This is a genomic window from Amycolatopsis circi (assembly GCF_003385235.1).
GTDB lineage: Bacteria > Actinomycetota > Actinomycetes > Mycobacteriales > Pseudonocardiaceae > Amycolatopsis > Amycolatopsis circi.
The window spans coordinates 14,894-29,345 of sequence record NZ_PQIA01000128.1; the positions used below are offsets into that span (position 1 = coordinate 14,894).

General features: G+C 68.3%; 14 protein-coding genes and 1 pseudogene. 9 read left to right on the forward strand and 6 right to left on the reverse strand.

Annotated elements, in window-relative coordinates:
* Nucleotides 1-12: 12 nt before the first annotated feature.
* Together dnaN and dnaA are read right to left on the reverse strand one after the other, a co-directional pair.
* On the reverse strand, nucleotides 13-1,146 hold the full coding sequence (gene dnaN, locus D0D37_RS36955) for a DNA polymerase III subunit beta (RefSeq protein WP_116205224.1): 1,134 nt from the start codon (nucleotides 1,144-1,146) through the stop codon (nucleotides 13-15).
* 896 nt (nucleotides 1,147-2,042) lie between these two features.
* On the reverse strand, nucleotides 2,043-3,737 hold the full coding sequence (dnaA, locus tag D0D37_RS36960; RefSeq protein WP_116205225.1) for a chromosomal replication initiator protein DnaA: 1,695 nt from the start codon (nucleotides 3,735-3,737) through the stop codon (nucleotides 2,043-2,045).
* Between the two features lie 600 nt (nucleotides 3,738-4,337).
* Here dnaA and rpmH point away from each other — a divergent pair.
* The 5 genes from rpmH to D0D37_RS36985 are packed head-to-tail and all read left to right on the forward strand — an operon-like array spanning nucleotide 4,338 to nucleotide 6,986.
* Nucleotides 4,338-4,481 (forward strand): 50S ribosomal protein L34, encoded by a 144-nt coding sequence (rpmH, locus tag D0D37_RS36965; protein ID WP_116205226.1) that lies wholly within the window; start codon nucleotides 4,338-4,340, stop codon nucleotides 4,479-4,481.
* 22 nt (nucleotides 4,482-4,503) lie between these two features.
* Nucleotides 4,504-4,935 carry a ribonuclease P protein component gene (gene rnpA, locus D0D37_RS36970; RefSeq protein WP_116205227.1) on the forward strand — a complete coding sequence of 144 codons (432 nt, stop codon included), beginning with the start codon at nucleotides 4,504-4,506 and terminating at the stop codon, nucleotides 4,933-4,935.
* A gap of 6 nt (nucleotides 4,936-4,941) precedes the next feature.
* Nucleotides 4,942-5,268: a membrane protein insertion efficiency factor YidD gene (yidD, locus tag D0D37_RS36975; RefSeq protein ID WP_116205228.1), complete on the forward strand. Its 327-nt coding sequence runs from the start codon at nucleotides 4,942-4,944 to the stop codon at nucleotides 5,266-5,268.
* 4 nt (nucleotides 5,269-5,272) lie between these two features.
* A complete protein-coding gene (yidC, locus tag D0D37_RS36980; protein ID WP_116205229.1) occupies nucleotides 5,273-6,418 on the forward strand; it encodes a membrane protein insertase YidC in 1,146 nt (381 codons plus the stop codon).
* 28 nt (nucleotides 6,419-6,446) lie between these two features.
* Nucleotides 6,447-6,986: a Jag family protein gene (locus D0D37_RS36985; protein ID WP_067578310.1), complete on the forward strand. Its 540-nt coding sequence runs from the start codon at nucleotides 6,447-6,449 to the stop codon at nucleotides 6,984-6,986.
* 242 nt (nucleotides 6,987-7,228) lie between these two features.
* On the opposite strand, the pseudogene D0D37_RS36990 reads toward D0D37_RS36985, so the two are convergent.
* Nucleotides 7,229-7,438 (reverse strand): annotated as a pseudogene (locus D0D37_RS36990) (IS5/IS1182 family transposase); the annotation flags it as partial.
* Between the two features lie 454 nt (nucleotides 7,439-7,892).
* Here D0D37_RS36990 and rsmG point away from each other — a divergent pair.
* The 3 genes from rsmG (at nucleotide 7,893) to D0D37_RS37005 (ending at nucleotide 10,592) form a co-directional block, all read left to right on the forward strand.
* Nucleotides 7,893-8,573 carry a 16S rRNA (guanine(527)-N(7))-methyltransferase RsmG gene (gene rsmG, locus D0D37_RS36995; protein WP_116205231.1) on the forward strand — a complete coding sequence of 227 codons (681 nt, stop codon included), beginning with the start codon at nucleotides 7,893-7,895 and terminating at the stop codon, nucleotides 8,571-8,573.
* Nucleotides 8,574-8,658: 85 nt separating this feature from the next.
* Nucleotides 8,659-9,582 carry a ParA family protein gene (locus D0D37_RS37000; protein WP_116205232.1) on the forward strand — a complete coding sequence of 308 codons (924 nt, stop codon included), beginning with the start codon at nucleotides 8,659-8,661 and terminating at the stop codon, nucleotides 9,580-9,582.
* Nucleotides 9,579-10,592: a ParB/RepB/Spo0J family partition protein gene (locus D0D37_RS37005; RefSeq protein WP_116205233.1), complete on the forward strand. Its 1,014-nt coding sequence runs from the start codon at nucleotides 9,579-9,581 to the stop codon at nucleotides 10,590-10,592. Before D0D37_RS37000 ends, D0D37_RS37005 begins: the two co-directional genes overlap by 4 nt.
* A gap of 127 nt (nucleotides 10,593-10,719) precedes the next feature.
* Here the strand turns inward: D0D37_RS37005 and D0D37_RS37010 are convergent, their stop codons facing one another.
* Together D0D37_RS37010 and D0D37_RS37015 are read right to left on the reverse strand one after the other, a co-directional pair.
* Entirely contained in the window at nucleotides 10,720-11,670 is a 951-nt protein-coding gene (locus D0D37_RS37010) for a D-alanine--D-alanine ligase family protein (protein WP_116205234.1), read from the reverse strand.
* 30 nt (nucleotides 11,671-11,700) lie between these two features.
* The gene (locus D0D37_RS37015) at nucleotides 11,701-13,020 is read right to left on the reverse strand and encodes an aminotransferase-like domain-containing protein (RefSeq protein ID WP_116205235.1); all 1,320 of its coding nucleotides are present in this window, start codon (nucleotides 13,018-13,020) and stop codon (nucleotides 11,701-11,703) included.
* Nucleotides 13,021-13,202: 182 nt separating this feature from the next.
* On the opposite strand from D0D37_RS37015, the gene D0D37_RS37020 reads away from it, so the two are divergent.
* Nucleotides 13,203-13,847, forward strand: a complete 645-nt coding sequence (locus tag D0D37_RS37020; protein ID WP_116205236.1) for a GNAT family N-acetyltransferase — start codon at nucleotides 13,203-13,205, stop codon at nucleotides 13,845-13,847.
* 23 nt (nucleotides 13,848-13,870) lie between these two features.
* On the opposite strand, the gene D0D37_RS48550 is transcribed toward D0D37_RS37020, so the two are convergent.
* Nucleotides 13,871-13,993, reverse strand: a complete 123-nt coding sequence (locus D0D37_RS48550) for a hypothetical protein (protein WP_279630351.1) — start codon at nucleotides 13,991-13,993, stop codon at nucleotides 13,871-13,873.
* Between the last annotated feature and the right edge of the window lie 459 nt (nucleotides 13,994-14,452).

The window sequence follows — 14,452 nt, forward strand, 5'->3', positions numbered from 1 at the left end:
GACGCGCGGCGCTCAGCCCGGCAGCCGGACCGGCATGAGCAGGTAGAGATACCCGGGGACGACGTTGCCCTCGGCGTCGGCGGGCTTGATCAGCGCCGGCCGGTTGGGGGTGGTGAAGGTCAGCTCGGCCCGGTCGCTGTGCAGCGCGCCGAGCCCGTCGACGAGGTAGCCGGGGTTGAACGCGATGGTGACCGGCTCGCCCTCGTAGTCGACCTGCAGTTCCTCTTCGGCGCTGCCCTCGTCGTCGCCGCCGGCGGACAGCCGCAGGGAGCCGTCGCTGAACTCGAGCCGCACCTGGGTGCCGCGCTCGGCGACCAGCGACACGCGCTTGATCGACTCGGCGAGCGCGCTGACCTCGATGACCGCCCGCGAGGTGTGGTTCGCGGGCAGCAGCTGGCGATACGGCGGGAACTCGGCGTCGAGCAGCCGGGTGGTCGTGTAGCGGCCCGCGCCGGACAGACCGAGCAGTCCTTCGCCGGAAGCGAGCGCGAGCTGCACGGTGGTGCCCGCGCCGCCGAGCGTCTTGGCCGCCTCGGCGAGCGTGCGAGCCGGGACGAGCACCGCGGCGTCGGACAGGCCCTCGGCCGGCTTCCAGGTGAACTCGCGCATGGCGAGCCGGAACCGGTCGGTGGCGACGAGGGTCAGCGTCTCGCCGGAGATCTCCAGCCGCATGCCGGTGAGCATGGGGAGCGTGTCGTCCTTGCCGGCCGCGGTGGCGACCTGGGTGACCGCCTGGCCGAAGACGTCGCCGGTGAGTTCGCCCGCGTGCGCGGGCTGGGACGGCAGCTGCGGGTAGTCCTCGACCGGCATGGTCGGGAGGCTGAACCGGGCGCTGCCGCACGTGATGGTGGCGCGGGCGCCGTCGACGGAGATCTCCACCGGCTGCGCGGGCAGCGCTTTGGTGATGTCGGCGAGGAGGCGGCCGGAGACGAGCAGCCGTCCGCCGTCGGCGATGGTCGCGGGAACGCCGACCGTGGCCGAGACCTCGTAGTCGAAGCCGGAGACCGTGAGCGCGTCGGACTCGCCGTCCGCGCCCGCGTCGAGGAGAACGCCGCCAAGCACCGGCACCGGAGGCCGGGAGGGGAGGCTTCTGGCCACCCACGCGACGGCGTCGGCGAGCCCGTCGCGCTCGACGCGGATCTTCATGCGCGCTTCCTTTCGACAGCCGAGCCCCTCGGCTCGTGAAGGGGTCGCCGGGCACCAGTTGTGAGCACCGCGTGCGACCGGGTCCCCGCCGGTCCGGTCCGCCCCGCGCGGGAACGGACCAGCTGCAGACATCCACGTTAGGCCGTCGCCGGGGGTGCCGTCACCTCGGCCTCCCCTTCGGTTTGTCGACAAGACGACACGAATCTCGGCTTGTCCCCAGTTTCGTCCTCCGCCTGTTTTTGTTCTGTTCTTTCTTAGAAGAGATGAAAAACCAGTAGCAGTAATAGGGGCTGTGGATTGTGTGGACAGGGCTCGTTCGCGCTGGTCGCAGGGCGCGGCGGCCTGTGGGCAGTCCTGGTGGCGGATCGGTGGATGGTTCGGCCGATCCGTGGATGGTTTCGAGCCGTCCCCGATTCATCCACAGTCGGCCCTAGTTGTCCCCAGGGTTGTCCCCAGGTTGGGGCCGAGTTGTACCCAGGCTCTGGGGGCAGTCGAAGCGGCCGGGATCGCCCTGGTGAGTGACGAACCACAGCTGTGGATCACCTGTGGGCAACCTGGGGAATCAGCGTGGACAACCCTGGGGACAACCTGTGGATTCGGTGTGGGCGGGGTGTGGAGCAAATCCGGGTCGTCGCAGCTCCGGGATCTGTTGGCACTGTGGGCAAACTGCCCACACCCTGGGGAAAACCCCTTGTGTATCAATAAGTTTGAGGAATTTTGTGTACACAGGCTGTGGACGTCTGTGGATGCGTACGCGTGCTTCGCTCCTGCGCCGCTGCGTACGCACGCTTCAGCTGCGTAGTCAGGGCAACAAAAAGGCCACCACGGGGGTCCGTGGTGGCCTCGAGCGTCGAAACAGGACTGTCTACAAGCGAGTGTCCAAACGCGGCAGCTGGCTACTGGCGGGCGCGCTGCTTGATCCGCGACGTCAGCTCTTGCACCTGGTCGTAGATGCGCCTGCGCTCGGCCATCTCCTTGCGGATCTTCTTGTCCGCGTGCATGACGGTCGTGTGGTCGCGGCCGCCGAACGTCTGCCCGATCTTCGGCAGCGACATCTCGGTCAGCTCGCGGCAGAGGTACATCGCGATCTGGCGGGCCGTGGCGAGCGCCTTCGTCTTGCCGGGCCCGCACAGCTCGTCGAGCGTCACGTCGAAGAACTCGGCGGTGACGCCCATGATGGTCGGCGCGGTGATCTCCGGCGTGTGCGAATCCGGGATCAGGTCGCGCAGCACGATCTCGGCGAGCCCGGCTTCCACCGGCTGCTGGTTCAGCGACGCGAACGCGGTGACGCGGATCAGCGCGCCCTCCAGTTCGCGGATGTTCGCCTCGACCCGCGACGCGATGAACTCCAGCACGTCGCCGGGCACCGCGAGCCGGTCCTGCGCCGCCTTCTTGCGAAGGATCGCGATCCGGGTCTCCAGCTCAGGCGGCTGGATGTCGGTGATCAGGCCCCATTCGAACCGCGTCCGCAGCCGGTCCTCCAGGGTTTCCAGCCGCTTGGGCGGCCGGTCGGAGCTGACCACGATCTGCTTGTTCTGGTTGTGCAGCGTGTTGAAGGTGTGGAAGAACTCCTCCTGGGTGCCTTCCTTGCCCTCCAGGAACTGGATGTCGTCCACCAGCAGGATGTCGACGTCGCGGTAGCGCCGCTGGAAGGCGACCTTGCGGTCGTCGCGCAGCGAGTTGATGAAGTCGTTCGTGAACTCTTCGGTGGAGACGTACCGCACGCGCATCCCGGGGAACAGCCGCTGCGCGTAGTGCCCGACGGCGTGCAGCAGGTGCGTCTTGCCGAGCCCGGACTCGCCCCAGATGAACAGCGGGTTGTACGCGCGGGCAGGTGCCTCGGCCACGGCGACCGCGGCGGCGTGCGCGAAGCGGTTGGAGGCACCGATGACGAAAGTGTCGAAGTTGTACTTCTCGTTCAGCTTCGTCTTCGACGTCTGCGGCTGCGCGGGCGCGGTGTAGGGCTGCCCCGCGATCGGCTGCCCGGCGAACCGGGGCCAGATCTCGTTGGCGGTCGCCAGCGCTTCGCCCTCTTCGTCGACTTCTTCGTCCGGGTCCTCGATATCGTCCAGGCCGGGGTGGGCCGGGTGCAACGGCTGCTGCTGAGGTGGCGGCGGCGGGTCGACGCGCGCCGGCGGAAGACCGGCTGCTTCGACCTGAGGCCGTCGCGGCGGCGGTTTCGGCTTCGGGCGCTCCGGACGCGCGTGGTCGGCCTGGCCGTTCTCGGTGTGCGGGCTCGCCGGCGGCATCGGCATCGGCTCCGGATGCGGGACATCGTTTTCCACCCGGGCGGGTGACGCCGCATAACGGGGTACCGGCGCTACCGGTTCGGTGCTGTCGACCTTCACCGCGAGCGACACCGGACGGCCGAGCCGACGGGACAGTGCTTCGGTGATCGAGGTGCGCAGCGCGCGTTCGATGGCTTCCTTCGCGAAGTCGCTCGGCGCGGCGAGCAGCGCGGTGCCGTCGAGGAGACCGATCGGGCGGGTCACCCGCATCCAGGCTCGTTGCTGCGGGGAGAGGGTGCCGTCGGACAGCTCCCGCACCACCTGCTCCCAGATGACGCCCAGATTGTGCTGGTGCTCCGACACCGGACTGACTCCCCTCCCCTCGTCGGCGCGCACGCCTCGGACCCACCCCGAGCACGTCCTGGAAAGCTCGCCTCGAGCACGCGGTCCGGACTCACCCGCGCGACGGCACAGCGATATCCACAAAGTTGTCCACAGCTGTGCACTAATGTACGGCCGTCCGCAGCCACGCCACCTGCGGGCTCGGCGTACTCCCCGGGTGCCTCCACACCCCCGGCGCCAGCGAAGCGGCATCAGTCCTGCCCGGAGGCCGGAAGAGGCACGCTAACAAGCCCTGCCCGATGCCACAAGGCGTGGTGCCGCGCAAGCATTTCACGGTGTACGGCGTGTTGCCATTCGGTGCCGCGCCGTGCCGGAAGGCAGTCTCGCGGGCCGGTCGCCGAGGGTGGCGGAGGGGCGCCTGCGGCGTTCACGACCGGGGTGCGTACCCTCGTAAGGTCTCCCGTATGCGACGGGTGCGTTTCGCGTGCCTACGTATGTCGTCGCTCGTCGTGACGAGACCACCCGGTGGTAGGAGACAGCACGAACTTCCGTGCGACCCGCACGACACGCCGGGCGCCGGGGAATCCGCCGTCGCCCGACGGCCGAGACACAGGAGAAGCAGTGAGCAAGGGCAAGCGCACCTTCCAGCCGAACAACCGTCGTCGCGCGAAGACCCACGGTTTCCGCCTGCGCATGCGGACCCGTGCGGGTCGTGGCATCCTCGCGGCGCGCCGTCGCAAGGGCCGCGCCGAGCTGTCCGCCTGATCCGGCTCCGCCGAACCGCGTCGTGCTGCCCGCTGGCGCACGTCTGCGGCGGAGCGAGGACTTCCGGGTCGTCCTCCGCCGGGGGTCCCGAGCCGGCAGGCGCCGCCTCGTCGTTCATGCGTTGACCACGGACCCGTCCGTGGCCGCTTCCTTCGCGGCCAGGGCGGGTTTTGTGGTGAGCAAGGCCGTCGGCAACTCGGTGGTGCGCCACCGGGTGACCCGGCGGTTGCGCCACCTCGTTTCCGCGCGTCTCGGAACCCTGCCCGCGGGCACTTCGTTGGTGGTACGGGCATTGCCTCCGGCGGCGTCCGCGTCGAGCGCGGAGCTCGGCTCCGATCTCGACGCCGCGCTGCGCCGGCTCGGCCTCGCGCCGTCCGGCCGTCCTGCCGGGGCCGATGCTCCCCGGCAGCCGCGTCAGCAGGGCGCGGCACCCGACCACGGATCAGCGGTGTAAACGGCCATGGACGCCACCTCCGAGCACAGCACCACCGAAGCACCCGAGGAAGGCAAGCCGCCCCGGCCGGGACCGGTCGCGTGGGTGCTGCTCCTTCCCGTGCGGTTCTACCGCAAGGCGATCTCGCCCTTCCTTCCCCCGGCCTGCCGGTTCTACCCGAGCTGCAGCGCGTACGCAGTCGAAGCCCTGACCCGCCACGGCGCGGCCAAGGGCTCCTACCTCGCGCTGCGCCGGCTGCTTCGCTGCGGCCCGTGGACCCCGCCCGGCCGCGACCCGGTGCCCGAGAAGTTCTCGTGGCGGCACCGCACGCCTGAAACACCGATCGAGGAGTAGCTCAGTGCTCGATTTCATCTACTACCCCGTGTCCTTCATCTTGTGGTGTTGGCACAAGGTCTTCGGGTTCGTCTTCGGGGAAGCGACCGCGATCTCGTGGATCCTGGGCATCATCTTCCTGACGTTCACCGTCCGCGGCATCATGTTCAAGCCGTTCGTGAACCAGGTCCGGTCGATGAAGAAGATGCAAGACTTCGCGCCGGAAATGAAGAAGATCCAGAAGAAGTACGCGAACGACCGGCAGCGCCAGGCGCAGGAGATGCAGAAGCTCCAGCGCGAGCACGGCGTCAACCCGCTCGGCAGCTGTCTTCCGATGGTCCTCCAGATCCCGGTCTTCATCGGCCTGAACCACGTGCTGCGCGCGTTCACCATGAAGCCGGCCGACGGCGGGCCGAAGACCGAGAACTACTTCTTCAACGCGCACGACGTGAACTCGTACGTGAGCGCCAAGCTCTTCGGCGTCAACATGGGCGAGGCGGTCAACAACGGCGTCGGCGCCGTCGCCGGGCACGTCGCGAACGGCGGGTGGCACTGGGAGGTCCTCCCGGTCGCGCTGCCGCTGATGATCATCGCCTCGATCGCCACGCACCTCACCGCGCGGCACTCGGTGTCGCGGCAGAACGCGTCGGCCGCGGGCACCGCGCAGACCGCGATCATGAACAAGCTCACCATGTACATCTTCCCGCTCGGTGTGCTCGTGTTCGGTGCGTTCTTCCCGCTCGGCCTGCTCTTCTACTGGCTGGCGAACAACGGCTGGACCCTCATGCAGCAGCGCCTCGTCTACACGAAGATCGACAAGGAAGAGGCGGCTCGCAAGGAAGAGGCGGCCGAGAAGCGCGCGTCGCTCGGCCCGAAGCCGGGCCAGAAGCCGACCGCGCCGAAGGTCGGGCAGAAGCCGGTGCAGCAGAAGAAGAACCAGCAGCAGGGTCAGCAGGGCAAGGTGACCAAGGCGGGTTCGGCGCACGGCTTCGCGCAGACCTCCCCCGGCGGCAAGTCCGACGGCGCCGCTTCCTCGGAGAAGAAGGACGCCGAACCGGCGGAGAGCGCGCCGGAGCAGACGTCGAACCAGAACGGATCGAAGGAGAACGGCACCGGAGTGCCCGGGCTCCTCAAGGACTCGAACAGGAAGTCGGGCCGGAAGCGTCGCTGACGCTTCGGGTTCGGAGAGGAGACTGAAGATGTCGGAGACGGTCGACACGATCGACGCCGATCAGGAAGAGACGAGCGCACCGGCCGAGCCGAAGGCGGGCGGTGACGACGCTCTCGTGCAAGAGGGCGACATCGCCGGCGACTACCTCGAGCGTCTGCTGGACCTGCTCGACTACGACGGCGACATCGATCTGGACGTCGAAGCCGGCCGCGCGATCGTCAGCATCGACGGCGGCGACGACCTGGAGAAGCTGGTCGGCCCCCGCGGCACGGTGCTCGAAGCGCTGCAGGAGCTGACCCGCCTCGCGGTCCAGCAGGAGACCGGCTCGCGCAGCCGGCTGATGCTGGACATCGCCGGCTGGCGCGCGGACCGCCGCGAGGAACTGCGCGAGCTAGGCCGGTCCACCGCCGAGTCGGTGCTGTCGAGCGGCGAGCGGGTGCGGCTGCAGCCGATGAGCCCCTTCGAGCGCAAGGTCGTCCACGACGCGGTCGCGACGGTTAAGGGCGTCACGAGCGAGAGCGAGGGCGAAGACCCCAAGCGACGCGTGGTGATCTTCCCCGAGGACTGAGCCCTCGGACGCGGAGAGCCGCGTAGAGCACTGAGCCGAAGCGGCCCACCGGAGTGATTCCGGTGGGCCGCTTCTTTTTATGTCTGCCTTCTGGCGCGGTGTCGGAGGTGGGTCAGGCCGACTCGCTCGACTGCCGCAGTCGGTCCCTTGAAGCGGACCGGTGTGGCGCACTCGCTGATCTTCCCCTCGCTGAGTGCGACCGGTACTGGTTCGACGCCGAACCACGACCACGATCAGCAGCAGCCTGCCGTGTCGACCAGCAGGTGCCACTTGCGGCCCGCACGCGTTCCCGCGTCGTATCCGGTCTGTTCGCCGCCCTCGCTGGTTTCGACCGACCGCGAGTCCAGGATCGCGGCCGACGGTTGCGGGTCGCGCTCGTCGCGTTCGCGGGCCTGGCCGCGCAGCACGTTGTGCAGACGCTGCCAGGTGCCATTCTCGGTCCAGGCAGCGAACAGTCGACGACGAGCCATACGACGGCTTGCACCCACAGGCACGCACTCATCGGATGATCACCGCACTCGATCGCCGCCACCACCGGCACGCCGCAAGAAACCACCAGCTTCCACAACCCCCTCTGCGATTCGGATCGTCGGCACGGCGGGAGCTGTTGACAGCACCTCGCGGTCGCCGCCACTAGCGCGTCGTACGGTAAGCCCGACGTTCGACGTGGGTGGGCGGTCAGCGAGCGGGTGCCTCGGAGCGAATTACAAGCGTGGCGTTTCACGTGAAACTCGCCGCCCCTCTCACCTGGGTGACCGCGTTTCACGTGAAACGACCTGTGGATCGCTCGGCGACTCGAGTGGAGTTGTCCACAGTTGCGGTCTGTCGGCTCGATTTGGCGTCGGCATCAGGGACAATCAATCGAGCGCGTTTCACGTGAAACGCGCGGAGCGAGGGGTGGGAGTAGTGAGCTTGGACGGTGCCACCGGGACGGTCCGGACCGCGGCGGTGGAGGTGTTCGGGGAGCGCGTCGAGCAAGCCGCCGGGTACGTCGAGCTGCTGGCAACTCATGGGGTCGAGCGAGGACTGATCGGCCCGCGTGAGGTGGAGCGGCTGTGGGAGCGGCACGTGCTGAACTCCGCGGTGATCGGCGAGCAGATCCCGTCCGATGCGCGCGTGGTCGACGTCGGGTCGGGGGCGGGGCTTCCGGGAGTACCGCTGGCGATCGCTCGACCGGACCTCGATATCGTGCTCTTGGAACCCATGGCTCGCCGGGTTGACTGGTTGGCCGAGGTCGCCGAGAAGCTGGAACTCCCGATCACCATCGTCCGTGGACGCGCCGAGGAGCGGTCCGTACGCGAGCAGCTGGGTGGCGCAGACGTCGTCACCGCCCGCGCGGTCGCCCCTCTTGCGCGGCTCGCGGGCTGGTGCCTTCCCCTGGTTCGTCCCGAAGGCCGACTGGTTGCCCTCAAAGGCGCCAGCGCCGCTGAAGAGATCTCCCGTGACCGCGACGCGGTGCGCAAGGCCGGTGGTGCCGAACCACAGGTCGCTGAGTGCGGGAAGGCAGTACTCGAAGTCCCCAGCACGGTGGTCCTGATCCGTCGCCTGTCGCCGAAGCCGAACCGGTCACGCGGCAGACGGAGCTAGCGAACGACAAGAGCCGCGCCGTTCCACGTGAAACATCGCGGTGTGAACGCCCCGAATCGTCTACCAGGAGGAGGTGTCGAGACCGGTGAATCCCCCGCCGTCCGACTCCGCGCAGGCCAGCCAGGAGATGGGCTGGACGCCGATCGCTGAAGAAGCCGTTCGCGCCGCGAGCGTGCTCCACCCCAAGGAAGGGGTGCTCCCCCGACCGTCTCGTCGCCGGGTGCTCACCGTCGCGAACCAGAAGGGCGGGGTCGGCAAGACGACCAGCACCGTCAACCTGGCCGCGGCGCTCGCCGTGCACGGGCTGAAAACGTTGGTGATCGACCTCGACCCGCAGGGCAACGCCAGCACCGCGCTCGACATCGACCACCGCTCCGGGACGCCCTCGATCTACGAGGTGCTCATCGGCGAGGTCTCGATCGCTGAGGCCGCGCAGCAGAGCGAGCAGTCCCCCAACCTCTTCTGCGTGCCCGCCACGATCGACCTCGCTGGCGCCGAGATCGAACTCGTCTCCATGGCGAACCGCGAGACGCGGCTCAAGGAGGCGCTGTCGTCCGGGGCGCTCGACGAACTCGGTGTCGACTACGTCTTCATCGACTGCCCGCCGTCGCTCGGTCTTCTCACCGTCAACGCGATGGTGGCGGCGCAGGAAGTGCTCATTCCGATCCAATGCGAGTACTACGCGCTCGAAGGTCTTGGGCAGCTCCTCAGCAACATCGAACTCGTGCAGCAGCACCTCAACCGCGAACTCAGCGTGTCGACGATTCTGCTCACCATGTACGACGGTCGCACCAAACTGGCCGACCAGGTGACCAACGAGGTCCGGAACCACTTCGGCGACACGGTGCTGAAGACCGTCATCCCGCGCAGCGTGAAGGTGTCCGAGGCACCTGGCTACGGCCAGACCGTCCTCGCCTACGACCCCGGCTCACGTGGTGCCATGAGCTATCTCGACGCGGCGAAGGAGATCGCCGAGCGGGGTGTGAACGAGAGGAGCAGCACCACATGACTGAGCGCAGAGGAGGGCTCGGCCGCGGACTGGCGGCCCTGATCCCGACCGGACCGGCGACGCCTCCCCCGGCCGCGACCGAGGCCACGCCCGCGGAGCAAGCGGTGCGCGAGGACAAGGGCTGGTTCGCGGCGAACGGAGCCGCGGGCCAGCCGGTCGCAGGCGGCGAAGTCGCCGGCGCGGTGTACCGCGAGATCCCGGTCAGCTCGGTCAAGCCGAACCCGAAGCAGCCTCGCCAGGTTTTCGACGAGGAAGCGCTCGCCGAACTCGAGCATTCGATCCGCGAGTTCGGGCTCATGCAGCCGATCGTCGTCCGCGAACTCGGCGACGACGAGTACGAACTCGTCATGGGCGAGCGCCGGCTGCGGGCCTCGCAGCAGGCGGAACTCGAGGCGATCCCCGCGATCGTGCGGCAGACCGCCGACGAGTCGATGCTGCGAGACGCGTTGCTGGAGAACATCCACCGCGTGCAGCTGAACCCGCTCGAAGAGGCGGCGGCTTACCAGCAGCTGCTCGACGAGTTCGCGGTGACGCACGAGGAGCTGGCCGGGCGGATCGGCCGCAGCCGTCCGGTTATCACGAACACCATCCGGCTGCTCAAACTCCCCCTCGCCGTGCAGCGGCGGGTGGCCGCCGGCGTCCTGTCCGCCGGGCACGCGCGGGCGCTGCTGTCGCTGGAGGATCCGGAAAGCCAGGAGGAACTGGCGGCACGGATCGTCGCGGAGGGCATGTCGGTGCGCGCCACCGAGGAAGCCGTCACGCTGAAGAAGAGCGAGAAGCCGGCCAAGCCGAAGGCCGCTCCCCGCAAGCCGATCCAGGCACCCGGATTGCAGGAACTCGCGAACCGGCTGTCCGATCGGTTCGACACCCGGGTGAAGGTCGACCTCGGCCGGCGCAAGGGGCGCATCGTTCTCGAGTTCGGCTCGGTGGACGACCTCGAGCGGATCGTCGGGATCATCGACGCGAATTCCGGGGAAAAATCGGCGAATCAGACCGACGAAACCGATTAGGGATCACCCAGGGTCGTTTCGTCACGGTGATGATTGCGGATCGGGGCGGCCATGGTCACCCGGAGTGGCCGCCGCAATCGACCGGCGCGGGGAGGGGCGGCAGACCGCCGCCCCCGCCCGCCAGGTTTCAGTTCGCGCGGGCGACGGCGCGCGCGACGAGGTCCGCGAAAACTGAACCGAGGGTGGTGCCGGCGGCTTCGACGGCCATCGGCACCGTTGACGTTTCGGTGAGACCCGGCGAGAGGTTCACTTCGAGGAAGTGGACTCCCCCGTCCGGCGTGATCACCGCGTCGGTCCGCGAGATGTCGCGCAGCCCGAGCCACCGGTGCGCACCGACGGCGAGTTCGCCGACCGCCTTCGCGGCTTCGTCGGAAATCCGGGCCGGGGTGAAGAAGTCGGTGAGACCGGCGGTGTAGCGCGCGGTGTAGTCGTAGACGCCGCTCTCCGGCACGATCTCCACCGCGGGCAGGGCCTCGGCCCCGTTCTCCCCTTCGACGACCGTGACGGCCACTTCAACGCCGTCCACGAACCGTTCCGCGAGCACGGTGTCGCCGTAGGCGAAGCAGCCGACCATCGCCGCGGGCAGCTCCGCCGCTTCCCGGACCACCTGCGTGCCGAGCGCGGACCCGCCCTGATCCGGCTTGAGGATCATCGGCAGGCCGAGCCGCTCGACCATCGCGTCGAGCACCGACTGTGCGCCCAGCTCGCGGAAAGTGCTGTGCGGCAACACAATCCAGTCCGGCGTCGAGAACCCGGCCTGCTGCACGAACGCCTTGGCGGTCGGCTTGTCCCAGGCGCGGCGGCAGCCCTGTGAATGGGTGCCGACGAACGGCACGTCGAGCATCTCCAGCACGGTCTGCACCGAGCCGTTCTCGCCCTCGCCGCCGTGCAGGGCGACGACAACCGCGTCCGGACGCTGCGTGCGCAGCCGTTCCAGCAGTCCGGCGTCGGTGTCCCACTCCTCCACCGTGAGGCCCTCGGCCCGCAGCGCGGCGGACAACCTGCGCCCGGAGCGGAGCGAAACGTCGCGTTCGTGGGAAAGCCCGCCGGCGAGCACGGCAACGGTACGGTCGACCACCGTGGGAACTCCTTAGTGTTGCAGGGCCGGTCAGACCGTGTCCGGAGACGGGGTCTCGGGCCCCGGGATGGTGCGCGCCTTCACGCTACCGAAGGTGCGGTTGAGGTCCATTTCGGACTCGAGCACCGCGGCGAGCCGACGCACGCCCTCGCGGATGCGTTCCGGCGTCGGGTAGCAGTACGACAACCGCATCTGGCGGGAGCCGAAACCGTCGGCGTAGAAACCGGTGCCGGACGCGTACGCCACCCGGGCGGTGACCGCACGCGGCAACATCGCTTTGGTGTCAACGCCTTCCGGCACGGTGACCCACACGTAGAAGCCGCCATCGGGGTTGGTCCAGGAGCAGCCGGGAGGCAAATATTGTTGCAGCGCCGACAACATCGCGTCGCGGCGTTCGCGGTAGTTCTCCCGGAACTTCTTGATCTGGCCCTTCCAGTCGTGCGTCGCGAGATAGCGCGAGACGATCATCTGGTTGAAGGTCGGGGGGCACAGCGTCGCGGATTCCGCTGCCAGCACAAGCTTTTCGCGCACCGCGTGCGGCGCGAGCACCCAGCCGACGCGCAGCCCGGAGGCGAACGTCTTCGAGAACGAGCCGAGGTACACGACGTTGTCCGGGTCGAGCGAGCGCAGCGCCGGGTAGGTCTGGCCGTCGAAACCGAGCAGGCCGTACGGGTTGTCCTCGATGATCAGCACGCCGTGCTCACGGCAGATCTCGACGATCTCCGGACGCCGTTCGACCGACAAGGTAACGCCGGCCGGGTTGTGGAAATTCGGGATCGTGTAAAGGAATTTGACCCGTTGCCCGGCCTTTTCGGCCTGGCGCAAGGCTTCCCGCAGCCCTTCGGGCACGAGACCGTGCTCGTCCATCGCGACGTGCACGACGTTCGCCTGGTAGGCGGAAAACGACCCGAGCGCACCCACGTACGACGGGCCTTCGGCGATCACGACGTCGCCGGGGTCGCAGAAGAGCCGGGTCACCATGTCGAGGCCCATCTGGGAACCGACGGTGACCACGACGTCGTCGGGGTGCGCCTTGATGCCCTCGAGAGCCATGATTTCGCAGATCTGGTCACGCAGCGCCGGAACCCCGTGCGCGGACCCGTACTGCAGGGCGACGAGCCCCTCCTCGGCGATGATCTCGCCGACCTGAGCTGAAAGCGTGTCGAGCGGCAGCGCGGCGAGGTTCGGCATGCCGCCGGCGAGCGAGACGACCTCCGGCCGGCTTGCCACTGCGAAAAGCGCGCGGATCTCGGAGGCGGTCATCCCGGCGGTACGTGCTGCGTACCGGTCGAGATGCGGGTCGAGATTGTGGCGGCCGGTCTGCGGCTTGGCTGGGCGGTTCTCGGTCATCGGACACCTGAGGGCTCGGTGGGTACCTGCTGGTAGATCCATCGAGTGTAACCGCGGCCTCTTCCGGCTCCCCGCTCTTCCGGCGCTTATCACATCGGCCTATCCTCGGGGAGGTTCTTCCGGTGCTGCCTGCGCTCTTGCGGGCGCCGAGGCCGGAGTTGCGGGGTCCAGGGAGGTTTCAGGTGTCACGTCGCGTGGTGGGCGTCACCCTGGACAATCTCGAGCACCTGCCCAAGAACTGCCGCCAGTGCGTGTACTGGGAACTCGCGCCGCACCTGAAGGCGCAGGCCGAGGAGTACGGCTCCACCGAGGTCGAGAAGGAAGCCTGGGTGTCCAGCGTGCTGCTGGAATGGGGTTCCTGCGGCCGCATCGTCTACAGCGACACGCTGCCGGTCGGATTCGTGCTGTACGCCCCGCCGAATGCCGTGCCCCGCTCGCTCGCCTTCCCGACGTCACCGCCCAGTGCCGACGCAGTCTTGCTCACCTCGGCCCAGATCCTGCCGGAATTCCGCGGCGGCGGCCTCGGCCGGATGCTGGTACAGGCCGTGGCGAAAGACCTGACCAAACGAGGCGTCCGCGCGATCGAATCCTTCGGCGACGCCACCCCCGACGACGAGGAACCGCTGGGCCAGCATTCGTGCGTGCTGCCCGCCGCGTTCCTGCAGAGCGTCGGCTTCAAAACGGTCCGCCCGCACCCGAAGTACCCGCGGCTGCGCCTGGAACTGCGCTCGGCGATCACCTGGAAGGAAGACGTCGAAGCGGCCCTGGAGCGCCTGCTCGGCCAGGTGACGATCACGACCGCGGAACCGAGCCTCGGCCGAGCCTGACCCTTTCTTTCTGGCCTCTTGGTCTAGTCCCGTTCGAAGCCGTTCAGATCAGCCAGAATGACCTTGCTGGCACTCACCATGAACAACCCGCCGGACGCGGTCGCCGCGATCCCCAGTGTCCGGCTCGGCTCAGCCTCGACGATCACTCTCCGTGCTGATCACCCTCAGCGCTCCGGCTTCCCGCCCAGCCGTCCGGGGCTTCCGCCCGTGCTTCGAACGCTGCAACTCGCCCGGCTCTCGATGCGCCTGAACAGCATCATCCGAGGTCAACCGCACGACTCGTTCCTGGCCGGTTCACTCCGAACCCGTAGCCGCCCACCCCTGTCCGACGCGCCCCATACCAGCTCTGGATCGCGCGCGAAACACCCACTCCCGGTACCTGTGTACAGCTGTGGAAGAACCCCCGAGTTATCCACAGATTGCAGATAGAGGACGTGGAAAAGCTGTGGATGGATAGAATGGATCTGGGGACGCCCCCCGGTGAGGGTGGGGGCTGCCACCAGGTGTGGTGGGTGTTCGGGCGGCGGGGCGCAAGTTCTTGTGGCACCGGTTAAGCGGTCGGGGCGCTCCGGTTGTTTGGTCTCGGCGGCAGCGGTTCGTGGTGG

Excerpts from the sequence above, each read along its gene's own strand:
- dnaN (WP_116205224.1), bottom strand. The coding sequence starts at position 1,146 with ATGAAGATCCGCGTCGAGCGCGACGGGCTCGCCGACGCCGTCGCGTGG.
- yidD (WP_116205228.1), top strand. The coding sequence starts at position 4,942 with ATGGACGCCACCTCCGAGCACAGCACCACCGAAGCACCCGAGGAAGGC.
- D0D37_RS36985 (WP_067578310.1), top strand. The coding sequence starts at position 6,447 with ATGTCGGAGACGGTCGACACGATCGACGCCGATCAGGAAGAGACGAGC.
- D0D37_RS37005 (WP_116205233.1), top strand. The coding sequence starts at position 9,579 with ATGACTGAGCGCAGAGGAGGGCTCGGCCGCGGACTGGCGGCCCTGATC.
- D0D37_RS37015 (WP_116205235.1), bottom strand. The coding sequence starts at position 13,020 with ATGACCGAGAACCGCCCAGCCAAGCCGCAGACCGGCCGCCACAATCTC.